The sequence below is a fragment of the Aureimonas populi genome (assembly GCF_017815515.1).
Taxonomy (GTDB): domain Bacteria; phylum Pseudomonadota; class Alphaproteobacteria; order Rhizobiales; family Rhizobiaceae; genus Aureimonas; species Aureimonas populi.
In genome coordinates this window covers 161739-183912 of the sequence record NZ_CP072611.1, presented here as the reverse complement: position 1 = coordinate 183912, position 22174 = coordinate 161739, and the positions used below count along the sequence as shown (strand labels likewise).

Here is a 22174-nt window from a genome sequence, read left to right as displayed (position 1 = left end):
TCTTCCTAGCCGATCCGTTCGCGGTGGGCAAGATGAGCTTCGGCATGGCGTGGCCATGAAAAAGCCCGCGGCCATTTTGGCCGCGGGCTTTATGCTTTGCTTGCCTGGAAGCGCGAGGGCTTATTCGCCTTCGCGGTTCTTCAGGGCCGCGCTCAGGATGTCTCCGAGCGAAGCGCCGCTGTCGGTCGAGCCGTACTGGGCGACGGCCTCCTTCTCTTCCGCGATCTGCAGCGCCTTGATCGACACGCCGACGCGGTGCGCCTTCTTGTCGAACTGCGTGATGCGCGCGTCGACCTTCTGGCCGACCGAGAACTTCTCGGGGCGCTGATCGTCGCGGTCGCGGGCAAGGTCCGCGCGGCGGATGAAGGAGGTAAGGTCGGTATCGACGATCTTCACTTCCAGGCCGCCATCCGTGACGCCCGTCACCTCGCACGTGACGATCGCGCCCCGGCGAAGCTCGCCCGCCTCGGCCGCGTTGACGAACGGGTCGCCGCCCACCTGCTTCATGCCAAGCGAGATGCGCTCCTTCTCGACATCCACGTCGAGAACCTGCGCCTTGACGAGGTCGCCCTTGTTGAACTCCTCGATCACCTGCTCGCCCGGACGGTTCCAGTCGAGATCGGAGAGGTGGACCATGCCGTCCACATCGCCGTCGAGGCCGATGAACAGGCCGAACTCGGTCTTGTTCTTGACCTCGCCCTCGACCACCGAGCCCACGGGGAACTGGTCGCGGAAGGCTTCCCACGGGTTCTGGAGCGTCTGCTTGAGGCCCAGCGAGATGCGGCGCTTGACCGGATCGACCTCGAGCACGACCACTTCGACTTCCTGGGAGGTCGAGAGGATCTTGCCCGGATGGACGTTCTTCTTGGTCCAGCTCATCTCCGAGACGTGGATCAGGCCCTCGATGCCCGGCTCCAGCTCCACGAAGGCGCCGTAGTCGGTGATGTTGGTGACGCGGCCCGTGACCTTGACGCCCATCGGGTACTTGACGCCGATGCCTTCCCAGGGATCGGCCTCGAGCTGCTTCATGCCCAGCGAGATGCGGTGCGTCTCCTGGTTGATGCGGATGATCTGCACCTTCACCGTCTGGCCGATCTGGAGAATCTCGGTCGGATGGTTGACGCGGCGCCAGGCCATGTCCGTCACGTGCAGCAGGCCGTCGATGCCGCCCAGGTCCACGAAGGCGCCGTAGTCGGTGATGTTCTTGACGATGCCGTCGACGACCTGACCCTCCTCGAGGTTCTGGACGATCTCGGAGCGCTGCTCGGCCCGGCTCTCTTCCAGAACCGTGCGGCGCGAGACGACGATGTTGCCGCGGCGCTTGTCCATCTTCAGGATCTGGAAGGGCTGCGGCGTGTTCATCAGCGGGCCGACGTCGCGGATCGGACGAATGTCGACCTGGCTGCGCGGCAGGAAGGCCACGGCGCCGTCGAGGTCGACCGTGAAGCCGCCCTTGACCTGGTTGAAGATCTGGCCCTCGACCTTCTCGCCGGCGTTGAACTTGACCTCGAGCTTGACCCAGCTCTCCTCGCGGCGCGCCTTGTCGCGCGAGAGGACGGCTTCGCCGAGCGCGTTCTCGATCCGCTCGACATAGATGTCGACGACATCGCCGACCTTCAGCTCGCCGGCCGCGCCCTTGGCGCCGAATTCCTTGAGGGCGACGCGGCCCTCGACCTTCAGGCCGGCGTCGATGACGGCCATGTCCTTCTCGATCGCGACGACCGTGCCCTTGACCACGGCGCCTTCGGCGACATCGTGCTCATGGAAGGACGCCTCGAGAAGCGCGGCGAAATCGTCGCGGGTAACTGCTGCGTTGGACATTCGTTCTCCTTGGGTGCCCTTCCGCGAAGGGCGGCGCCGGTCTTGTCTTGTTGGCGTTTCGGGCTGCCGAGGGCGGTCCCGTCCCAACGCCTCGAAAAGCGATGGGACGACGGGGCGGTCATCCCGCTCCGTCCCGGCGCGGCAAGGCCCGCCGACGGCAGAAACTGTTTCAGGCATTCGCCGTGCGCAGCGCCGCGGATGGATTTCCGAGAGGGCAGGGCCCTTTCGGAGACGCGCGCGTCAGGCTCGGCGCTCCGCATCGAGGGCGCGATCGACGAGATCGCAGGCCGCACGGAACGCCGTCTCTATATCCATTTCGCTCGTATCCAGCAAGGCCGCGTCGCTTGCCGGCTTCAGCGGCGCTTCCAGGCGGCCCGCATCGCGCGCGTCACGCTCCCGCACCTCGGCGAGGATGCGCTCGTAATCCACCGCGCGCCCCTTGGCTGAAAGCTCCTCCGTGCGCCGCCGCGCGCGCACCTGCGGCGAGGCGGTGACGAAGATCTTCACCCGCGCCTGCGGGCAGATGACCGTGCCGATGTCGCGCCCGTCCAACACCGCGCCGCGCGGATCGGCCGCGAAGGCCTTCTGGAACGCCACCAGGGCCGCGCGCACCGGCGGGTGCGCGGCCACGCGCGAGGCCAGTTCGCCCGCCTCGCGCCCGCGCAGGGACGCCTCGTCGATCTCGCCCGCGTCCAGCGCGCGGGCCACCTCGCCCGTCGCCTGCGGGTCGTCCAGGTCGATGCCGCGTTCGGCGGCGCGCCGCCCTACCGCGCGATAGAGCAGGCCCGTGTCGAGGTAAGGCAGAGCGTAGTGGGCCGCCAGGCGCTTGGCCAGCGTGCCCTTGCCGGCCGCGGCCGGACCGTCGATCGCGATGGTGAGGGGCGCCATGGTGTTCCTTTCGACTGCCGGGGCTTCCTCGCCCGAGGCCACGCCGAATCGCAAGGGGTTTGCGCCCGCGTTCTGAAAATATCCCCCGAGCGCGGCGGCGACGGCAAACAGGCGGCCGAGGACGAAGGGGATTGTCAGGAAGAAGAAGATGGCGGCGAGCGAGCCGATGACATGCGCCGTGGAGAGGATGAAGGCGAGCACCGGATTCTCGCCCGCACCCCCAAGGAAGACGGCCAGCGCATAGGGGTCCGCCAGCCGCACGGCGAGGCACAGCACGAGGAGGAGGGGCAGCACCAGCCGCGAGAGGCCCACCGCCAGGCGCGCGCGGCCGGTTCTCTGCGCTTGTGCATGAATGCGCCCCGCCGCCACGCGCCCGTAGATGAAGGCGAGCGGGGAGAAGAAGAGGATCGCCAGGGCGGCGGCCAGCATCAGGCCTCCGCGCTCTCCAGCGTTCCGCCAAGGCGCTCGATCAGCCCGGTGAACTCCGGGAAGCTGGTGGAGATCATCGTGGCGTCGTCCACCGTCACGGGCGCCTCGCAGGCAAGGCCCAGCACCAGGAAGCTCATGGCGATGCGGTGGTCGAGATGGGTGGCGACCGTGCCGCCGCCGATGCCGCGCCCGTCCGGCCGCCCGGTGACGCTCAGCCAGTCCTCGCCCTCGCGGTGCTCCACCCCGTTGGCGGAAAGGCCGGCGGCGACGGCCGACAGCCGGTCGCTTTCCTTCACGCGCAACTCGTCCAGCCCCTGCATCCGCGTCGTGCCCTCGGCGAAGGCGGCCGCGACCGCGAGGATCGGATATTCGTCGATCATGGAGGGCGCGCGGTCGGCCGGTACGTCCACGCCCTTCAGCGCGCTGTGACGCACGCGCAGGTCGGCCACGGACTCGCCGCCGGAGCTGCGCTCGTTCAGCACCTCGATCGAGGCGCCCATCTCGGCCAGCGTTTCGAGAAGCCCGGTGCGGGTCGGGTTCATCAGGACGTTCTCGATGGTGACGTCCGAATCGGGCGTCACCAGTGCGGCGACGACGAGGAAGGCGGCGGAGGAAGGGTCGCCCGGCACGGCGAAGTCGGCCACGCCCTTCAGTTCGCCCTGTCCCTCCAGCCGGATGGTGCGCACGCCGTGCGCGTCCTGCTCCACCTCGATCGCGGCGCCGAAGCCCTCCAGCATCTTCTCGGTGTGGTCGCGCGTCATCACCGGTTCGATCACGGTGGTGATGCCGGGCGCGTTGAGGGCGGCGAGCAGCACGGCGGACTTCACCTGGGCGGAGGCCATGGGCACCCGGTAGGAGATGGGGGCGGCCACGCGCGGCCCGCGCAGCGAAAGGGGCAGCCTGTCGCGCGAGCGCGCCAGCACCTGCGTGCCCATCAGCCGCAGCGGGTCGAGCACGCGGCCCATGGGCCGGGCCGAGAGGGACGCGTCGCCGAGGTAGGTGGTGGTGAAGTCGTAGGTGCCGGCAAGGCCCATGGTCAGGCGCGAGCCTGTGCCCGCATTGCCGAAGTCCAGGACGCCGGCCGGCTCCAGAAGGCAGCCATTGCCGACGCCATCCACCAGGAAAGCCTCGCCGTCGCGCTCGATCCGCGCGCCCATGGCCCGCATGGCGCGGCCGGTGGCCAGCACGTCCTCGCCCTCCAGAAGGCCGGTGACGCGGGTTCGCCCGCTGGCCAGACCCCCGAAGAGGAACGCCCGGTGAGAGATCGACTTGTCGCCCGGAACGCGGACGCGGCCGGCCAAGGCGCGGCCCGCTTTTGCCCGCAGGGGCTTGAGAGCCCCGGAATGCACGCCCATCTCCTGCGTCGTCCTCTTTTCTTTCCCTTGCCCGGCGCCCGCGTTATCACGCTCGCGGCGGGCGCGACACCCTCGCGAGAGGGAAGGGGCGTAAACGCTTTGACAAGGCCCCGGTCCACGCCGTAAGGGACCACCGATTTTTCGCGCGGCGCAATGGCGATCCCGCCGCCCCTGCCGCCCCGCATATCTCAATGTCTTCGAGAGGCAATTCATGGCCAAGCCCGAACTCGGCACCAAGCGCGTCTGCCCCGAAACGGGCCGCAAGTTCTACGATCTGAACAAGGATCCGATCGTCTCGCCCTTCACGGGAAAGGAGTATCCGCTCTCCTTCTTCGAGACGATCAAGGCCGCCCCCGGCCGGCCCCGCGCCGAAAAGGTGGAGCCGGAGGAAGTCGAGGTCGTGGAAGAGGCCGAGACCGAGGACACGGTCTCCCTCTCCGAGGTGGAGGATGACGAGAACGACGACGCCAAGTCCGACCTGCCCGATGTGGACGGCGAGGACGACGAGGTCGAGATCGACGATGACGCCGACGACACCTTCCTCGAGGAGGAGGAAGACGAGGACGACGACATGGCCGACATCATCGGCGGCGGTCGCGACGACGAGGACGACGTCTAGGCTCGCCGCCGGCCTCGTTCCGGTCTCGCCCGTTTCTTTCGGGCAGCGGCTTCGAGGCGCTTGATCTCTTCGGCGGTTTGGACTACCAAGCCGCCAACGAGATCGGACCCGCCCCACACGGGTCTCCGGGGCGCTGCAAAGAGCCCTCTATCGAGTTCCGCCGGCCAAGGCCGGCGTCGGGGCCATAGCTCAGTTGGGAGAGCGCTTGAATGGCATTCAAGAGGTCGTCGGTTCGATCCCGATTGGCTCCACCAGTTTGAAACCCATGTTCGCAAGGGTTCGAAGGCCTCCCTCTCGGGGAGGCCTTTTTCGTTTCGCGCCTTCGCCGATCCTTTGGACACCGCGTGATTCGGCCGTGGCATGATGGCCCGTCGCTTTCGGGCGGGGGATTGCGACCGGCGAACGCGGGCGTGTTCAGACACACGAATCGGAAGGGACCGGGCGCTTCCGCTCGCCTGTGCGGAGAGGGTCGATCGTCGAGGAGAGGCGAATCGGGGGGGCACGGCGGTGGGGGCTGGATACCCCCGTGGCGTCAGGCGCCTTCCGCGAAGAGGCGCCAGCGCCGGGGGCGCACGTTCAGGGCGGTGCCGGGCTCGCCGCCCGCTTCGGCGGGCAGCTCCAGCTCGATCCGCTCTCCCCGGCCGGGAACGGCGAATTCGGCAAAGCGCGAGCCGCCCGAGCGCCGCGCCAGCGAGACGGTGCCGGAGATGCCCGGTACGTCGGCCGGCACCACCTCAAGGTCGTGCGGGCGCACGAACATCTGCCAGCGCCCGTCCGGCTCCTCGGTTCGGCCGAGGACCGTGCCCTCATAGGCGATCTCGCCGCCGCGCACGGTGACGGGCAGGCGGTTCGACTGGCCGATGAAGGAGAAGACGAAGGGGCTTTCGGGCCGGTCGTAGATATCATCGGCCGAGCCTACCTGCTCGATGCGGCCCTGGCTCATCACCACGACGCGGTCGGCCAGCTCCACCGCCTCCTCCTGGTCGTGTGTGACGAAGACGGTGGTGTGGCCGGTGCGCTCGTGCAGCTCGCGCAGCCAGCGGCGCAGGTCCTTGCGCACCTTGGCGTCGAGCGCGCCGAAGGGTTCGTCCAGCAATAGCACCCTCGGCTCGATGGCCAGCGCGCGCGCCAGCGCCACGCGCTGGCGCTGGCCGCCCGAGAGCTGTTGCGGGTAGCGCTTGCCGAGGCCGGGGAGCTGCACCAGCTCCAGAAGCTCCTCGGCCCGGCGCGCGATCTCCGCCCGGGACGGTCGCCCCTTCCTGCGCACCCGCAGGCCGAAGCCGATATTGTCGGAAACGCTCATGTGCTTGAACAGGGCGTAATGCTGGAAGACGAAGCCGACATTGCGCTCCTGCACGCTCTTCGTCGAGGCGTCCTCGTCGCCGAAGAGAATCTGGCCGCTGGTGGGGAATTCGAGCCCGGCGATGAGGCGCAGGAGCGTGGTCTTGCCGGAGCCCGAGGGCCCCAGAAGCGCGATCAGCTCGCCCGAGCGGATGTCGAGCGAAACGTCGTGGAGCGCTGGGTAGCGGTCGAATTCCTTGCGGACGTTGCGGGCGCGGATTTCCATGGGGACGCTCTTTCGTTCTCAATGTCCGTTGCGCGTGGCGGCGATGTCGCCGGCAAAGCGCCATTCGAGCAGGGTCTTGATGCCGAGGGTGAGGAGCGCCAGGATCGCCAGCAGCGTGGAGACGGCGAAGGCGGCCGAGAAGGCGTATTCGTTGTAGAGAATCTCCACATGCAGCGGCATGGTGTTGGTCTCGCCCCGGATCTTGCCGGAGATGACGGCGACCGCGCCGAATTCGCCCATGGCCCGCGCGTTGCACAGGAGCACGCCGTAGAGCAGGGCCCATTTCACGTTGGGCAGCGTCACCAGCCAGAAGGTCCTGAAGCCGCCTGCGCCCAGAGAGATGGCCGCCTCCTCGTCGCCCGTGCCCTGCTCCTGCATCAGCGGGATCAGCTCGCGCGCCACGAAGGGCAGGGTGACGAAGATGGTGGCGAGCACGATGCCCGGCAGCGCGAAGACGATCTGCAGCCCGGCCGATTGCACGACGGGCAGGAAATAGCCCTGTGCCCCGAACAGCAGGATGAAGACGAAGCCGGCGATGACCGGCGAGACGGAGAAGGGCAGGTCGATGAGCGTGATGAGCAGCGCCTTGCCCTTGAACTCGAACTTGGCGATGGCCCAGGCCGCCGCGATGCCGAAGACGAGGTTGAGAGGCACCGCGATGGCCGCCACCGTCAGCGTCAGGCGGATCGCGGCCAGCGCGTCCGGCTCGGTGATCGCCGCCAGATAGGCCGAGGCTCCGTTGCGCAGCGCTTCGATGAAGACCGCGACGAGCGGCAGGAAGAGGAAGAAGCCCAGGAAGGCGACCGCGATGGCGATCAGCGTCCATTTGACGGTCGAGCTTTCCGTCGTGACGGAGCGCGGGGCGCGGGGCAGACCGGACTCAGGCGCCATGGCCGTACCTCCTGCGGCTCCAGGCCTGGATGAGATTGATGACGAGCAGCATGGCGAAGGAGAGGAGGAGCATGAGGGCGGCGACGGCCGTCGCGCCCGCATAGTTGAACTCCTCCAGCCGGATGACGATCAGGAGCGGGGCGATCTCGGAGACATAGGGGATGTTGCCGGCGATGAAGATGACCGAGCCGTATTCCCCGATGGAGCGGGCCAGCGCCAGCGCGAAGCCCGTGAGCAGTGCCGGGAACACGCTCGGCAGGATCACCTGGAAAATGGTCTGGAAGCGGTTCGCGCCCAGCGTCGCGGCCGCCTGCTCCATCTCCGAATCGATCTCCTCCAGCACCGGCTGCACCGTGCGCACCACGAAGGGCAGGGAGATGAAGATGAGCGCGATGACGATGCCGATGGGCGTGTAGGCGATGCGGATGCCCTGGGGGCCGAAGAACTGGCCGATGAAGCCCGAGCCCGCGAAGGCCTGCCCGATCCAGCCGTTCGGTGCGTAGAGGGCCGTCAGCGCGATGCCGGCCACGGCCGTGGGCAGGGCGAAGGGCAGGTCGATGACGGCGTCGATGGCTCGGCGCCCGGGAAAGCGGTAGCGCACCAGCACCCAGGCGATGAGCAGCCCGAAGAAGGCGTTGATCAGCGCCGCGACGAAGGAGGCACCGAAGGAGAGGCGCAGCGCCGAGAGCACGCGCCGGTCGCTGGCCAGCGCCCAGAACTCGCCCCAGCCCAGGCCCGCGCTGCGCAGAAGCAGCGCCGCGAGCGGGATGAGCACGACGAAGCCGAGATAGGTGAGCGTGAAGCCGAGAGCGAGCCCGAAGCCGGGAATGACGCTCGGCGCGCGGAAGGAGAAGCGCGGTTTGGCGGCGATGGCGGCCATCGAGGAACCTTGTGCTGGGCCCCGTGCAAGACCGCGCCCGGCGCGATCTGGAACGGCTGCGTCCTGTCGGTCGACGCGCCGGAGTGTAGACCGGAACTCTCCCGGCGTCACACGACGAACGTCATGAAACCGGCCCTTGCCCGGACGGGCAGGGCCGGCGCAGGCTCTGCTGCCTTCAGTTGGCGGGCACGTAGATCTGGTCGAAGATGCCGCCTTCGCCGAAATGCTCGGGCTGGGCCCTCGCCCAGCCGCCGAACTGCTCGTCGTCGATGGTCACGAGCTCGACGGCCGGGAAGCGCTCGAGCTCGGCCGGGTCGGTAACGAGTTCCGGGCTGGCCGGGCGGTAATAGTGGCGGGCCGCGATGGTCTGCCCCTCGGGCGAGTAGAGATATTCCAGATAGGCCCTGGCCAAGTCCGCCGTGCCCTTGGCCTCGGCATTGGCCTGCACGACGGCAACGGGCGGCTCGGCCAGGATCGAGACGGACGGGACGATGATCTCGAACTGGTCGGGGCCCAGCTCCTCGATGGCGAGGAAGGCCTCGTTCTCCCAGGCCAGCAACACGTCGCCTATACCGCGCTGGACGAAAGTGGTGGTGGCGCCGCGCGCCGCCGTGTCCAGCACCGGAACGTTCAGGTAGATGTCCCGCACGAATTCGCGCGTCTTCTCTTGGTCGTTGCCGAAGGCCTTGTTGGCGTAGGCCCAGGCGGCCAGGTAGTTCCAGCGTGCGCCGCCGGAGGATTTCGGATTGGGCGTGATGACCTCCACATCGTCGCGGATCAGGTCGTCCCAGTCCTCGATCCCCTTGGGATTTCCGGTGCGCACCAGGAAGACGATGGTGGAGGTGTAGGGTGAGGAATTGTGCGGCAGGAGCGTGCGCCAGTTCTCCGGAATCTTGCCCGTGGCCTCGACGATGGCGTTGATGTCCGCCTCCAGCGCCAGGGTCACGACATCGGCGTCGATCCCGTCGATGACGGTGCGGGCCTGTGCCCCCGAGCCGCCATGCGACTGGCGGACCGTCACCCGTTCGTGGCCCTCTGCCTGACGGTGCGCGCTGAACGCCGCGTTGAACTCGCGATAAAGCTCGCGGGTCGGATCGTAGGAGACGTTGAGCAGTGTCTGGGACGAGGCGGGTATCGCCCAGAGGACGGCGGCGGCGAGGAAGGCGGCGCTGGCACTTTGCCGGATCATCTCGAGCTCCTATGATACAGAATTGATAGACTTATCCTTTCCGCCGCCCCCGGGGCCTGTCAATCGAGCGCCGGCGGAAAGCAAATTTATTGTCTTGCGGAGGAATTCCTTGGAACGGCCGTGTTGGAGATATGAACGCGGCATCGCTTCCATGCCCGGGATCGCCCCGGCCGGGGCGGTGGCGGAACGGCGCTCCGCCGCCCGATCGCCATGGGCAGGGGCGCCGGCAAGGGAGCCGGCAGCGCGACCATGTTGACGATGAAGGGCAAATACGGCCTGAAGGCGATGCTGCATCTGGCCGATGCCCCGGCCGGACGGCTGACCCTTTCGGCCGAGATCGCGCGGGCGCATTCCATTCCCAAGAAGTTCCTGGACGCGATCCTCGGCGAGCTGCGCCATGCCGGCTTCATCCATGCCCGCAAGGGCCGGGGCGGGGGATACGCGCTTGCGCGCGCGCCGCAAGATATTCGCGTCGGCCACGTCCTGCGCGTTCTCGACGGCCCTCTGGCGCCGATCCCCTGCGCCAGCCGCACCGCCTACCGGCGATGCGACGACTGCCGCACCGAGGAGAGCTGCCAGGTGCGCCTCGTCATGCTGGAGGTGCGCAACGCCATATCGGCCGTGCTCGACGAGAAGACGCTTGCCGAGCTTTCGCGGATGCCGGGCGAGGCTGAGCCGCTCGGCCAACTCATGCCGACCGGCTGACCGGCTGACCGGCTGACCGGGGGCAAGGGGACAGACGTTCCCCGCGCTCCGGCAAGTTCAGTATATTTTCCTTTCCGCCCCGCGCCGTTGCTTCCTACTCTTCCTGGCAGAAATCTTCGCGATGGAGCTTTGGCGATGATCGAGACCCTGATCCTGCCCGGCCTCGGCGGTTCCGGCGCGGGCCACTGGCAGAGGGAGTGGGCCAGCCGCGACGCGGCGGCGCTGGTGGTCGAGCAGGAGGACTGGCACCGGCCGGTGCTGGCCGAATGGCTCCACGAGCTGGAGGCGCAACTCATCGCCGCGCCGGGCGCGGTGCTCGTCGCCCACAGCCTCGGCTGCGCGCTCGTCGCCGCGCTGGCGGGCCGTCCTGCCGCATCGCACGTGGCCGGCGCGCTTCTGGTCGCCCCTGCCGATGTCGCCCCGCTCGCCCGGAGCCATGCCGATGTCCGGGGATTTCCCGAAGGGCCGGGCGAGCGCCTGCCCTTCCCCTCCATCCTCGTGGCCAGCCGCAACGACCCGTTCATGAGCTTCCGGCGCGCCGAGGACCATGCGCGCGCCTGGGGCTCGGCCCTCGTCGATATCGGCGAGGCCGGGCACGTCAATATCGACAGCGGCTTCGGACACTGGCCCGACGCCGTGACGCTTGCCACCGGCCTGCGGGGGCGCGAGGCGGCGCCCGGCGGCCTTTCGGCCCACCGGGAGGCCGCGCGCCGCTGGTGGACGGCCGTGCCCGGCGCGCCCGGCCCGGTCCACGACGCAGGCTTCGGCTGAGCGGGAGGCGCGGCCGGACGATTATTCCGGTTGCAACGCCCGGCGTGGAACGGGCGTTGCCGCAATGCCCGGACGGCGCACGCGCCGACCTCGCAAAGCGGGGCGCGACGGGCGACACTGGCGACACGAATTCCAGCTTTCAGGACCTTTTCCGCTTATGAAACGATCCGCACTCCTGGGCGCCGCGCTCGCCGCCCTGATCGCCACGCCGGCCCTCGCGCAGGCGCCGACCTCCATCCTGAACGCCTCCTACGACATCGCGCGCGAGCTGTTCGCGGCGGTGAACCCGGCCTTCATCGAGGCCTACCGGGCCGAGACCGGGCAGATCGTGACGGTGGACCAGAGCCATGCCGGCTCCTCGCGGCAGGCCCGTTCCATCGCGGAAGGGCTGGAGGCCGACGTCGTCACCTTCAACCAGGTGACGGATATCGATTTCCTGGAACGGAACGGCTTCATCGAGCCGGGCTGGCAAGAGGCGTTCGGCAACAACGCCTCGCCCTACTACTCGCTGCCGGCCTTCCTCGTTCGCGAGGGCAACCCCAAGGCCATCGCCAACTGGGACGATCTGGTGCGCGACGACGTGGAGGTGATCTTTCCGAACCCCAAGACCTCGGGCAATGCGCGCTACACCTATCTGGCTGCGCGCGCCTACGCGCTGGAGGCTTTCGACGGCGACGAGGCGCAGGCCGACGCGTTCATCGAGAAGCTGTTTGACAACGTGCCTGTCTTCGATACGGGCGGGCGCGGGGCGACCACGACCTTCGTGGAGCGCGAGATCGGCGACGTGCTGATCACCTTCGAGGCGGAGACGCAGGGCATCGCCCGCGAGTTCGGCGAGGACCGCTTCGACACGGTGATCCCCGAGGTGAGCCTTCTGGCCGAGTTCCCGGTCGCGGTGGTGGACCGCGTGGTGGACCGGCGCGGCTCGCGCGAGATCGCCACCGCCTATCTGGAGTTCCTCTACTCCGAGGCCGGGCAGCGCATCCTTGCCGAGAACGGCAACCGGGTGAACGACGAGACGGTGGCGGCCGAGTTTTCCGGCAGCTTCCCGCCGGTGCGGCTCCTGACCGTGGAGGACGTCTTCGGCGGTTGGGATGAGGTGCAGGCAGAGCATTTCGCTTCCGGCGCCAAGCTGGACCAGCTTTACGGCCAGCGCTGAGCGCTCTAGTTCCCTCAGCGGAACAGGGCCGGCGCGCGCGCCGGCCTTCTCGCATCCGAGAAGGGGAAGCCGTGTCGCGCCGCGTCCTGCCGGGCCTGCCTCTCACGCTCGGCATCACACTCGTCTATCTGTCGATCATCGTCTGCCTGCCGCTCGGCGCGCTTCTGTGGAAGGCGGCGAGCCTTGGGCCGGAGGCCTATTGGGCCATCGTCTCATCGCCACGCGCGGTGGCGAGCTATCGCGTCACCATGCTCTCCGCGCTGGCGGCCACGGCGGTCAACGTCGTCTTCGGCCTGGCGCTGGCCTGGGTGCTCACGCGCTACCGCTTTCCCGGCCGGCGGCTGCTCGATGCCATCGTGGACCTGCCCTTCGCCCTGCCGACGGCGGTGGCCGGCATCGCGCTCACCTCGCTGTTTGCGGCCAATGGCTGGCTCGGCGGGCCGCTCGCCGATCTCGGCATCCGCGTCGCCTACACGCCGCTCGGCATCATGGTGGCGATGACGTTCACCTCCATTCCCTTCGTGGTGCGCACCGTGCAGCCGGTGCTGGAGGACCTCGACCCCGCCCTGGAGGAAGCCGCGCTCTCGCTCGGCGCGAAGGAGGGGCGCATCTTCCGGAAGGTCATCTTGCCGCTGCTGGCGCCGTCGCTGCTTGCGGGCACCTCGCTCTCCTTCGCCCGCTCGCTGGGCGAGTTCGGCGCGGTCATCTTCATCGCCGGCAACCAGCCCTTCTCCACCGAGATCACGGCGCTGCTTACCTATATCCGGGTGGAGGAGTATGATTACGCCGCCGCCGCCGCCATCGCCTCCGTCATCCTCCTTTCGGCCTTCGTCATGCTGGCGGTGACGAACCTCCTCCAGGCCCGCGCGCTCCGCTACAAGGGAGGCGCGTGATGGCCGGCCGCACCCCGCCTCGCATCGGGGAGCGCGCGCTCTTCCGGCGCGTGCTCATCACGCTCACCCTCCTGGCCGCCGCGATCCTCATCCTCGCGCCGCTGGCGCTGATCTTCGCGCAGGCCTTCTCGCTCGGGATCGGCTATTTCGCGCAGGTCATCTCCGCCGCCGACACGCGCCATGCGATCTTCCTCACCCTGGTGACGGCGCTGATCGCGGTGCCGGTCAACACGGCCTTCGGCGTGGCGGCGGCCTGGGCGGTCACGAAGTTCGACTTCCCGGGCAAGCGGCTGCTCATCGTCGTCATCGAGATTCCCTTCTCGATCTCGCCCATCGTGGCGGGCGTGGCCTATCTCTTCGTCTACGGCCTGCAGGGGCTGTTCGGGCAGGCGCTGCAGGATGCGGAGATTCGCGTTCTCTTCGCGCTTCCCGGCATCGTGCTGGCCTCCATGTTCGTCACCGCGCCCTTCGTGGCGCGCGAGCTGATTCCGCTGATGCAGGCGCAGGGGCGCGATCTGGAGGAGGCGGCCACCTCGCTCGGCGCCAGCGGCTGGCGCACCTTCTTCAAGGTGACGCTGCCCAACGTGAAATGGGCGCTCCTCTACGGGGTGGTGCTGTGCAACGCCCGCGTGATGGGCGAGTTCGGCGCCGTCTCGGTCGTGTCCGGCAATGTGCGCGGCCAGACCAACACGCTGCCGCTCCAGATCGAGCTTCTCTACAACGATTACAACACGGTCGGCGCCTTCGCCGCCGCGTCCATCCTCACGGTCCTGGCGGTCCTGACCCTTTGCGTGAAGGTCTGGCTCGAGGGCAGGGGCGCGGGGCGCAAGGTGCCGGCCGAAACCGTCCTGCCGCCCGGAGGGCTCGCCCGATGAAGATTTCCCTGCAAGCCGTGACCAAGACGTTCGAGACCTTCCGCGCGGTCCACGACGTTTCGCTGGACATCGAATCGGGGCGCCTCGTCGCGCTGCTCGGGCCCTCCGGCTCGGGCAAGACCACGATCCTGCGCATGGTGGCCGGGCTGGAGTTTCCCGACCGGGGCCGCATCTTCTTCGGCCGGGAGGACGCCACCGACATCGCCATCCGCGACCGTGGCGTCGGCTTCGTGTTCCAGCATTATGCGCTGTTTCCGCATATGAGCGTTTCGCAGAACATCGCCTTCGGCATGGAGGCGCGGGGCGGGCGGTCCAAGGCGCAAATCCGGGAAAGGGCGCGAGAGCTCCTCTCCGTCGTGCGGCTGGACGGGCTGGGGGACCGCTATCCGAACCAGATTTCCGGCGGCCAGCGCCAGCGCGTGGCGCTGGCGCGCGCGCTGGCCGTCGATCCGAGCGTGCTGCTTCTCGACGAGCCCTTCGGGGCGCTGGACGCGGCCGTGCGCCGGGACCTTCGCCGCTGGCTGCGCGAGCTGCACGAAGAGATGCCGATCACCACGCTCTTCGTCACGCACGACCAGGAGGAGGCGCTGGACCTGGCCGACGAGGTGGTGATCCTCGACCAGGGCGGCATCGTCCAGCGCGGCACGCCGGAGGAGGTGACGCGCCGACCGGCCTCGCGCTTCGTGATGGGCTTTCTGGGCGACGCCAACAGCTTTTCCGCCACCGTGGAGGGCGGGCAGGCGCGTGTCGGCGAATTCCGCTGGCCGGCGCCCGGCCTGGCGGACGGGCCGGCCGACCTTTTCGCCCGGCCGCGCGACCTCGACTGGGCCAAGGCCGGGCCGGGCATTCCCGCCCGCGTGCTGCGCGTTCTGGACCGGCCCGATTCCCGCCGCGTGGTGGCGCAGGCCCAGGGCGGCGAGACGGTGGAGCTCGATGCGCCCTTCGACCTTGCGATCGCCAGGGGCGAGGAGGGCGTGCTGGCGGTCTCGCGCGCGCAGGTCTTCGCGCGCTGACGCTCCGCGCTTTCTACGCAGCGATCCCGCGCGGGCGCTTGGCGTCGAATGCCGCGGCGATCAGCGTTCGCGTATAATCCTGCCGGGGGTCGGTGAAAATCTGCGGCGTCTGGCCTTCCTCCACCACCTTCCCGTCCTTCATCACCAGAATGTAGTCGGAGAGTGCGCGCACCACGCCCAGATCGTGGCTGATGAAGAGGTAGGAGAGGCCGTGGTCGCGCTGGAGCCGGCGCAGAAGCTCCACGATCTGCACCTGCACCGAGCGATCCAGCGCCGAGGTTGGCTCGTCCAGCACCACGACGCTGGGCTTGAGGATCATGGCGCGCGCGATGGCGATGCGCTGGCGCTGGCCGCCGGAGAATTCGTGAGGGTAGCGGTTGCGCACCGAGGCGGTGAGTCCGACCTCTTCCAGCGCCGAGCCCGCCCGCCTGTCCCGCTCGGCCCGCGAAAGCTGCGGCTCGTGCACGAGCAGGCCCTCGGTGATGATCTCGCCCACGGTCAGGCGCGGGGAGAGCGAGCCGTAGGGGTCCTGGAACATGAGCTGGAGCCGGCGCCGCAGGGGGCGCATACCGGCACGGTCGAGATGGGTGATGTCGCGGCCGGCGAAGGCGTAGGTGCCCCCGCTCGGCAGGAGGCGCAGCACGGCGCGCCCGAGCGTGGACTTGCCCGAGCCCGATTCGCCGACGACGCCCACCGTCTGCCCCTCGGCGAGGCGCAGCGACACGTCATCCACCGCGCGGAAGGTCCTGGCGCCGCCCCCGAAGAGGCCCTTGCTGCGAAGGTCGTAATCGACCGTCACGTTCCGGGCGACGAGGATGGGGGCCGCGCCCGATGGCGGCGGGGCTTTCTCGCCCTCCGGCTCGGCGGCCAGCAGCATCTTCGTGTAGTCATGCCCCGGGCGCTCGAAGATGTCCTCCGTCGAGCCCGTCTCCACCACTTCGCCGCGCCGCATGACGACCACGCGCCCGGCGAAATGGCGCACCACGCCCAGATCGTGCGTGATGAGCAGGATCGCCATGCCCAGCCGCTTCTGGAGATCGGCCAGCAGGGCCAGGATCTGCGCCTGCACCGTCACGTCGAGCGCCGTCGTCGGCTCGTCGGCGATCAGCAGCTCGGGATCGTTGGCGAGCGCCATGGCGATCATCACGCGCTGGCGCTGGCCGCCGGAAAGTTCGTGCGGGTAGGAATCCACGCGCCGCGCGGGATCGGGAATGCCGACGAGTTCCAGAAGTTCCAGCGTGCGGGCCCGTGCCGCCCGGCCCTTGAGCCCGCGATGGTGGCGGATGACCTCGCCGATCTGGCGCCCGACCGAATAGAGCGGGTCGAGCGAGGTCATGGGCTCCTGGAAGATCATCGAGATCCTGGCGCCGCGATAGCGGTTCAGCGCGCGGGGCTTCAGCCCGATCAACTCGTCGCCGCGATAGGTGGCGGAGCCCTGCGCGCGGCCGTTGGCGGCCAGCAGGCCCATCACCGCCATCATGGTCTGGCTCTTGCCCGAGCCGGATTCGCCCACGACCGCCAGCGTCTCTCCGGGATACACGTCGAAGGAGACGCCCTTCACCGCGTCGAGCAGCCCGTCCTCCGTGTCGAAGGAGACGCGAAGGTCGCGCAGGGAGAGAACCGTTTCAGCGCCCATCGTCAGCGATCCTTGGGGTCGAAGGCGTCGCGCAGGCCGTCGCCTATGAAGTTGAGCGCGAACAGCGTGACGCAGAAGAAGGTGGCGGGGAACACCAGCAGCCACGGCGCGGCCTGGATCGTCTGCGCGCCGTCGGAGATGAGCGCGCCCCAGCTCGTCAGTGGCGCCTGCACGCCGAGGCCGAGGAAGGAGAGGAAGCTCTCCAGCAAGATCACCTTGGGCACGACGATGGTGACGAAGACCACCACGGGGCCGATCGTGTTGGGCACGATGTGGCGGCGAATGATCTGCCGGTCGGTGAGGCCCATGGCCTCGGCGGCGGCCACGAATTCGCGCCGCTTGAGCGAGAGCGTCTGGCCGCGCACGATGCGCGCCATGTCCAGCCACTCCACCATGCCGATGACGATGAAGATCAGGACGAAGGAGCGCCCGAAGAACACCACCAGCATGATCACGAGGAAAACGAAGGGCAGGGAGTAGAGAATCTCCACGAAGCGCATCATCACATTGTCGACCCGCCCGCCGACATAGCCCGCGATGGCGCCGTAGGTGACGCCGATGGCGAGCGCCACGAGCGAGGCGAGGATGCCGATCACCAGCGAGATCTGCCCGCCCACCATGACGCGCACCATCAGGTCGCGCCCGTTGCGGTCCGTGCCGAAGGGGAAGAACTGGCGCGCGACGGTGCCTTCCACCACGGCCAGGCGCCCCTCCTCGCCGGTCTCGACGATCCGGCTGCCGGTGCCGAACTCGTTCACCCTGTCGAAATAGCGCGTGGTGCGCGGGTCCACCGGTTCCGCCCCGCGCACGGTGGCGCGGAAAATGGAGCCCTCCACGTCGAACTCCACGAGATCGACCCGCGCGCGGGTGGCGACGCCCTCCACCACGCGCTGCAGGTCGGCCTCGCGGGGCAGGGGCTCGAGGCTGGGCGGCACGGCGACGTAGGAGGTGAACACCTGGTCGTAGCGGTGGCTCACGAAAGAGGGACCGGCGAAGCAGAACACCGCGACGAGCGCGAGCACGAGGAAGCCGGCCATGGCCGCGCGGTTGCGGCGAAGGCGCAGCAGCGCGAGCTGGAACAGGCTGCGCCCGCCGCCATCGCGCGCCGCCGCGGTGTCGCCCGGCAGCGGGCCCGGATCGGGCGTGGTGGAGGACAGGTCAGTCATGGCGAATCCTCGGGTCGAGAAGGGCATAGAGGATGTCGACCAGGAGATTGAAGACGATGATGAAGACCGAGATCATGATGACGGTGCCCATCACCAGCGTGTAATCGCGGTTCAGCGCTCCCTCTACGAAGTAGCGGCCGACGCCGGGAATGGTGAAGATCGTCTCCACCACCGTGGAGCCGGTGAGGAGCGCCGCGCAGCAGGGCGCGAGATAGGAGACGGCCGGCAGCATCGCGCCGCGCATGGCGTGGACCACGACCACGCTGCGGGCCGGCAGGCCGTAGGCCTTGGCGGTGCGCACATGGTCGGTGCGCATGGCCTCGATCATCGAGCCGCGCACGAGCCGCGCGAAGACGGCGAGCTGCGGAAGCGCGAGCGCGATCACCGGCAGGACCAGATTGGAGAAGCCGCCCGGCCCCCAGCCGCCCGCCGGCACGAGCGAGAGCGTGATGGCGAAGACGAGGGTGAGCACCGGGCCGACGACGAAGTTGGGAATGGTGATGCCGATAGTGGCGACGCCCATCACCAGATAGTCGACCCAGCCGTTCTGGCGCAGCGCCGCCGTGACGCCGGCCGCCACGCCCCCCACGATGGCGACCACCAGCGCCCAGAGGCCGAGGGTGATCGAATAGGGCAGCGCCTGGCCGATCAGCTCGGCTATGGAATAGTCGCGATAGATGAAGCTCGGCCCGAAATCGCCGCGCAGCGCGTTGGTGATGTAGGTCCAGTACTGGACGTAGAGGGGCTGGTCGAGCTGGAACGTGGCCATCAGATTGGCCATGGTCTGCGGCGGCAGGGGGCGTTCGAGATTGAACGGCCCGCCGGGCGCAAGCCGCATCAGGAAGAACGAGATGGTCACGACGATGAAGATCGTCGGCACCGCGCTCAAAAGGCGGTTCAGTACGAAACGAAGCATCGGAGACCTTCGAGAGCAAAGGGTGCGGCGGGCCGGCCCGGCCCGCCGCCTCGCGGCGCCTTAGCGCTCGACCGAGAGATACTTGGAAAGATGCTCGTCGGACGAATTGTCCGCCCAGCCCGTCACCCGGTCGGAGACGAGCCAGAGCGAGGCGGAGTTCAGGATCGGCGCGTTGGGCTGCTCGGCGAGGAGGATCGCCTCTGCTTCATGCAGCAGTGCCATGCGGCGCTCCGGGTCCTGCTCGTCGTAGCTTTCGGCGACAAGCCGGTCATACTCCGCGTTGGACCATTTGGAATAGTTGAAGGTGCCGTTGGCCGTGGTCGCCAGCGCCAGGAAGTTCTCAGGGTCCGCATAGTCGCCGACCCAACCGGCGCGCGCCACGTTGAACGTGCCGCCTTCCTGCAGGTAGGCGTAGTGGGAGGACACGTCGAGATTGGTCATGGTGACGTTGGCGCCCAGCGCGGTGGACCAGTTGTCGGCGATGGCGGTGGCCACGCGCTCGTGGTCGGTATTGGTGTTGTAGCGGATCTCGATGTTCAGCGGCTGGCCGCCCGGGCCGTAGCCGGCCTCCTCCAGCAGCCGCAGCGCCTCGTCCTCGCGGTCGAGCTGGTCGAGTTCGGCGAAATCGGGCTGCGACGGTTCCTCGTAGCCCTCGATGCCCGGAGGCACCATGGAGTATTGCGGCAGGCGGGCGCCGTTGAAAATCTCGTCCGAAAGGAACTGACGGTCGATGACCATCGAGAGGGCGCGGCGCACGTTCGCGTTGTCGAACGGCGCGGTGCGGGTGTCGAAGGCATAGTATTCGGTCGAAAGGCGCGGCGCGACGCGCACCTGCTCGCCGAACTGCTCGCGCAGGAAGTCGATCTGGTCCGCCGCGAAATTGAGGACGACGTCCAGTTCGCCAGCCTGGAAACGACGCTGCGATGCGGCGACGTCGTCGATGGGATAGAACATCACCGCTTCGAGCTGGACGTTCTCGGCATCCCAGTATTCGGGGTTCTTCTCCACGCGGATATGGTCGTTGGCGACCTGGGCGGCGAGGGTGAAGGCGCCGTTCGAGACCATGGTGCCGGGGCGCACGAAGTTCGCCCCTTGCGCCTCCACCGTGGCGGGGTGCACCGGCAGGCCCGTCTGGTGGGTCAGAAGCTCGATGAAGAAGGGAGTGGGGCGCTCCAGCGTGATCTCGAGCGTCTTGTCGTCCACGGCGCGCACGCCGAGCTCCTCGACCGGCGTCTCGCCCTTGTTGACGCTTTCGGCGTTCTTGATCGGGTAGAGGATATTGGCGTAGCCGGCCGCCGTTTCGGGGTTCTGCAGGCGGCGCATGGAATAGACGAAGTCCTCGGCCACCACCGGGTCGCCGTTCGACCAGTTGGCGTCGGCGCGGATGGTGAAGGTGTAGACCGTTCCGTCCTCCGAAATCTCCCAGCTTTCCGCCGCCCCGGGCACAACCTCGCCATCGGCGCTGTAGATCACCAGTCCCTCGTAGAGATCCTTCAGGATGAACGCCTCGACATTGATCGAGGTCTGAGCCTGGTCGAGCGTCTGCGGTTCGCCGCCATTCCCCCGATGGAGGGTCTGCGCCATGGCCTGGGAGGCCATCATCGTCGAGGAAAGAAGCGCCGCGACGGCAAGGCGGGACAGAAGTCTAGAGGTCATCGGGAAGGCTCCAACTCTTGCGCAAAGCCGAATCGGCCGCGCGTACCGCAAGATGCCGCCACGAAGCCATGGCCGACGCAAGCCTTCGTTCCTTAAAGTCTTCCGCCAGCCTAAGCAAATCCCCAACGCGTCCCGGATCGACGGATTCGTTACGCCCCTTGATTCGGTCGGATGCCTCAATCCTGGCCGGAACCGGGCTCTGCCATCTTCCGGTGATGCTGCGCGAGGATCGCCTGCGGCGTGATGTTGGCCACGGCCGACTGGATCTTGTTCTTCCAGCCGCTCGCCGCGTCCGCCTCGCCCTTCATCATCGCGTCGAAGCCGGTGCGGGCCACGTCGGCCGGATCGTCCTTGCCGGCCTGGCCGACATCGGTGTCCAGCATGTCCGCCCGGCGGAAGAACTCGGTCTCGGTCGGCCCGGGCATCAGCACGGTGACGCTGACCTTCGTGTCCTTCAACTCGTTGCGCAGGGCGAGGGCGAAGCTGTTGAGGAACGCCTTCGTGCCGTTGTAGACGGCCTGGAAGGCGCCCGGAATGAAGCCGGCGATCGAGCCGGTGACGAGGATGCGCCCGGCATCGCGGGCGCGCATGTCCTGCCCGATCTTCTGGATGAGGTAGAGGGTGCCGGTGATGTTGGTGTCCACCACCCGGCGCGCCGTGGCGAAGTCCTGGTCGAGAAAGCCGTGGCCGAGGCCCCGCCCGGCATTGGCCAGCAGCGCGTCCACGCGGCGCCCGCCGAGGCAGGCCAGCAGCGCATCGACGCCCTCGACGCTCGCAAGATCGGTCTCGATCGCCTCGACATTGCCTCCCGCGCGTCGAAGCTCGGCGGCCGCTTCCTCGATCTGCGGCTCGTCCGCCGCGATGAGGAGGTCATACCCCTCGGCGGCGCAGATCCGGGCGAGCTCGAAGCCGATGCCGGTGGAAGCGCCGGTGACGACGGCGAGCGGTGTTGCGGTGGCGGACATGCCGATTCTCCTCGAAGACACCGCAGGGGGAACGCTCCGATGCGCGAAAGGCGCGAGGAGGCCGTTGGGGGTCGAGAGGGGAACGCGCCGACGGGCGCCCGGTTGCCGAGGCTCCGCCTGTTCGTTGGCGGCATGGCGAACCGAGGGGGGGTGCCGAACGTTTCCCCTCCATGCCCGATCACCTGGAACAGACCCAAGCCTTCCTTGCCTTCCCCACGGTGCATCTTTGCGTCGACATGCAGCGCATGTTCGCCGAAGAGACGGACTGGCGCACGCCCTGGATGAGCCGCGTGCTGCCGCGCGTCGAGCGCCTCGTGGCGCATCGGCTGGCCGACACGGTGTTCACCCGCTTCATCCCGCCGCGAACGGCACAGGAGGCGAAGGGCGCGTGGTGCGAATATTTTACGCGCTGGCACCAGTTCACCCGCGCCGAGATGGACGAGGGGCTGACCGAGCTGGTGCCGGAGCTTGCCCGTTTCGCTCCCCCCGCCATGGTGGTCGACAAGGTGGTGTACTCGCCTTTCCAGACGGGCGATCTCGATGCGCTGCTTGAAGAGCGCGGGGCGCAGACGCTGATCGTCACCGGTGCGGAGACCGATGTCTGCGTGCTGGCCGCCGTGATGGGGGCGGTGGATCACGGCTACCGCGTGGTGCTGCCCAGGGACGCGCTCTGCTCCTCCACCGACGAGACGCATGACGCGCTGATCGCGCTTTACGACCGGCGCTACAGCCAGCAGATCGCGCTCACCGATGTGGAGACGGTCCTCTCCCTGTGGTGAG

At 68.3% G+C, this 22174-nt stretch carries 20 protein-coding genes and 1 tRNA gene; 9 read left to right on the top strand and 12 right to left on the bottom strand.

The window, feature by feature from the left end; all coding sequences use genetic code 11:
* Positions 1–120: 120 nt before the first annotated feature.
* The 3 genes from rpsA to aroA all read right to left on the bottom strand — a co-directional run bounded on the left by rpsA (position 121) and on the right by aroA (position 4493).
* The gene (gene rpsA / locus J7654_RS00860; protein ID WP_209737389.1) at positions 121–1821 is read right to left on the bottom strand and encodes a 30S ribosomal protein S1; all 1701 of its coding nucleotides are present in this window, start codon (positions 1819–1821) and stop codon (positions 121–123) included.
* A gap of 240 nt (positions 1822–2061) precedes the next feature.
* Positions 2062–2709: a (d)CMP kinase gene (cmk, locus tag J7654_RS00855; protein ID WP_209740085.1), complete on the bottom strand. Its 648-nt coding sequence runs from the start codon at positions 2707–2709 to the stop codon at positions 2062–2064.
* A 428-nt stretch (positions 2710–3137) separates the two neighbouring features.
* A complete protein-coding gene (gene aroA, locus J7654_RS00850) occupies positions 3138–4493 on the bottom strand; it encodes a 3-phosphoshikimate 1-carboxyvinyltransferase (RefSeq protein WP_209737388.1) in 1356 nt (451 codons plus the stop codon).
* Between the two features lie 211 nt (positions 4494–4704).
* Between aroA and J7654_RS00845 the strand changes: the two genes are divergently transcribed.
* Entirely contained in the window at positions 4705–5112 is a 408-nt protein-coding gene (locus tag J7654_RS00845; RefSeq protein ID WP_209737387.1) for a TIGR02300 family protein, read from the top strand.
* A 178-nt stretch (positions 5113–5290) separates the two neighbouring features.
* A tRNA-Ala gene (locus tag J7654_RS00840) sits at positions 5291–5366 on the top strand.
* A gap of 278 nt (positions 5367–5644) precedes the next feature.
* Here the strand turns inward: J7654_RS00840 and J7654_RS00835 are convergent.
* The 4 genes from J7654_RS00835 to J7654_RS00820 all read right to left on the bottom strand — a co-directional run bounded on the left by J7654_RS00835 (position 5645) and on the right by J7654_RS00820 (position 9639).
* A complete protein-coding gene (locus tag J7654_RS00835; RefSeq protein ID WP_209737386.1) occupies positions 5645–6679 on the bottom strand; it encodes a sulfate/molybdate ABC transporter ATP-binding protein in 1035 nt (344 codons plus the stop codon).
* An 18-nt stretch (positions 6680–6697) separates the two neighbouring features.
* Positions 6698–7570, bottom strand: coding sequence for a sulfate ABC transporter permease subunit CysW (cysW, locus tag J7654_RS00830; RefSeq protein ID WP_209737385.1), 873 nt, complete (start codon positions 7568–7570; stop codon positions 6698–6700).
* Entirely contained in the window at positions 7560–8450 is an 891-nt protein-coding gene (gene cysT / locus J7654_RS00825) for a sulfate ABC transporter permease subunit CysT (protein WP_209737384.1), read from the bottom strand. The genes cysW (J7654_RS00830) and cysT (J7654_RS00825) overlap by 11 nt, the downstream gene beginning before the upstream one ends.
* A gap of 175 nt (positions 8451–8625) precedes the next feature.
* Complete coding sequence (locus J7654_RS00820) at positions 8626–9639, bottom strand: sulfate ABC transporter substrate-binding protein (RefSeq protein ID WP_209737383.1); 1014 nt, start codon at positions 9637–9639, stop codon at positions 8626–8628.
* A 249-nt stretch (positions 9640–9888) separates the two neighbouring features.
* Between J7654_RS00820 and J7654_RS00815 the strand changes: the two genes are divergently transcribed.
* The 6 genes from J7654_RS00815 to J7654_RS00790 all read left to right on the top strand — a co-directional run bounded on the left by J7654_RS00815 (position 9889) and on the right by J7654_RS00790 (position 15055).
* Positions 9889–10344, top strand: coding sequence for an RrF2 family transcriptional regulator (locus J7654_RS00815; protein WP_209740084.1), 456 nt, complete (start codon positions 9889–9891; stop codon positions 10342–10344).
* A 135-nt stretch (positions 10345–10479) separates the two neighbouring features.
* Positions 10480–11115 (top strand): RBBP9/YdeN family alpha/beta hydrolase, encoded by a 636-nt coding sequence (locus J7654_RS00810; RefSeq protein WP_209737382.1) that lies wholly within the window; start codon positions 10480–10482, stop codon positions 11113–11115.
* A gap of 157 nt (positions 11116–11272) precedes the next feature.
* A complete protein-coding gene (locus J7654_RS00805) occupies positions 11273–12274 on the top strand; it encodes a sulfate ABC transporter substrate-binding protein (RefSeq protein ID WP_209737381.1) in 1002 nt (333 codons plus the stop codon).
* A gap of 71 nt (positions 12275–12345) precedes the next feature.
* The gene (gene cysT, locus J7654_RS00800; protein ID WP_209737380.1) at positions 12346–13167 is read left to right on the top strand and encodes a sulfate ABC transporter permease subunit CysT; all 822 of its coding nucleotides are present in this window, start codon (positions 12346–12348) and stop codon (positions 13165–13167) included.
* Positions 13167–14042: a sulfate ABC transporter permease subunit CysW gene (cysW, locus tag J7654_RS00795; RefSeq protein WP_209737379.1), complete on the top strand. Its 876-nt coding sequence runs from the start codon at positions 13167–13169 to the stop codon at positions 14040–14042. The genes cysT (J7654_RS00800) and cysW (J7654_RS00795) overlap by 1 nt, the downstream gene beginning before the upstream one ends.
* Positions 14039–15055, top strand: a complete 1017-nt coding sequence (locus tag J7654_RS00790; RefSeq protein ID WP_209737378.1) for a sulfate/molybdate ABC transporter ATP-binding protein — start codon at positions 14039–14041, stop codon at positions 15053–15055. The genes cysW (J7654_RS00795) and J7654_RS00790 overlap by 4 nt, the downstream gene beginning before the upstream one ends.
* 13 nt (positions 15056–15068) lie before the next feature.
* On the opposite strand, the gene J7654_RS00785 is transcribed toward J7654_RS00790, so the two are convergent.
* From J7654_RS00785 to J7654_RS00765, 5 genes are all read right to left on the bottom strand, one after another.
* Positions 15069–16691: an ABC transporter ATP-binding protein gene (locus J7654_RS00785; protein WP_209737377.1), complete on the bottom strand. Its 1623-nt coding sequence runs from the start codon at positions 16689–16691 to the stop codon at positions 15069–15071.
* A gap of 2 nt (positions 16692–16693) precedes the next feature.
* Positions 16694–17857, bottom strand: coding sequence for an ABC transporter permease subunit (locus J7654_RS00780; protein WP_209737376.1), 1164 nt, complete (start codon positions 17855–17857; stop codon positions 16694–16696).
* Complete coding sequence (gene oppB, locus J7654_RS00775) at positions 17850–18773, bottom strand: oligopeptide ABC transporter permease OppB (protein ID WP_209737375.1); 924 nt, start codon at positions 18771–18773, stop codon at positions 17850–17852. Before oppB ends, J7654_RS00780 begins: the two co-directional genes overlap by 8 nt.
* Positions 18774–18833: 60 nt before the next feature.
* The gene (locus J7654_RS00770; protein ID WP_209737374.1) at positions 18834–20429 is read right to left on the bottom strand and encodes a peptide ABC transporter substrate-binding protein; all 1596 of its coding nucleotides are present in this window, start codon (positions 20427–20429) and stop codon (positions 18834–18836) included.
* Between the two features lie 176 nt (positions 20430–20605).
* On the bottom strand, positions 20606–21394 hold the full coding sequence (locus J7654_RS00765; protein WP_209737373.1) for an SDR family NAD(P)-dependent oxidoreductase: 789 nt from the start codon (positions 21392–21394) through the stop codon (positions 20606–20608).
* Positions 21395–21564: 170 nt separating this feature from the next.
* Between J7654_RS00765 and J7654_RS00760 the strand changes: the two genes are divergently transcribed.
* The gene (locus J7654_RS00760) at positions 21565–22173 is read left to right on the top strand and encodes a cysteine hydrolase family protein (protein WP_209737372.1); all 609 of its coding nucleotides are present in this window, start codon (positions 21565–21567) and stop codon (positions 22171–22173) included.
* Position 22174 lies beyond the last annotated feature (1 nt).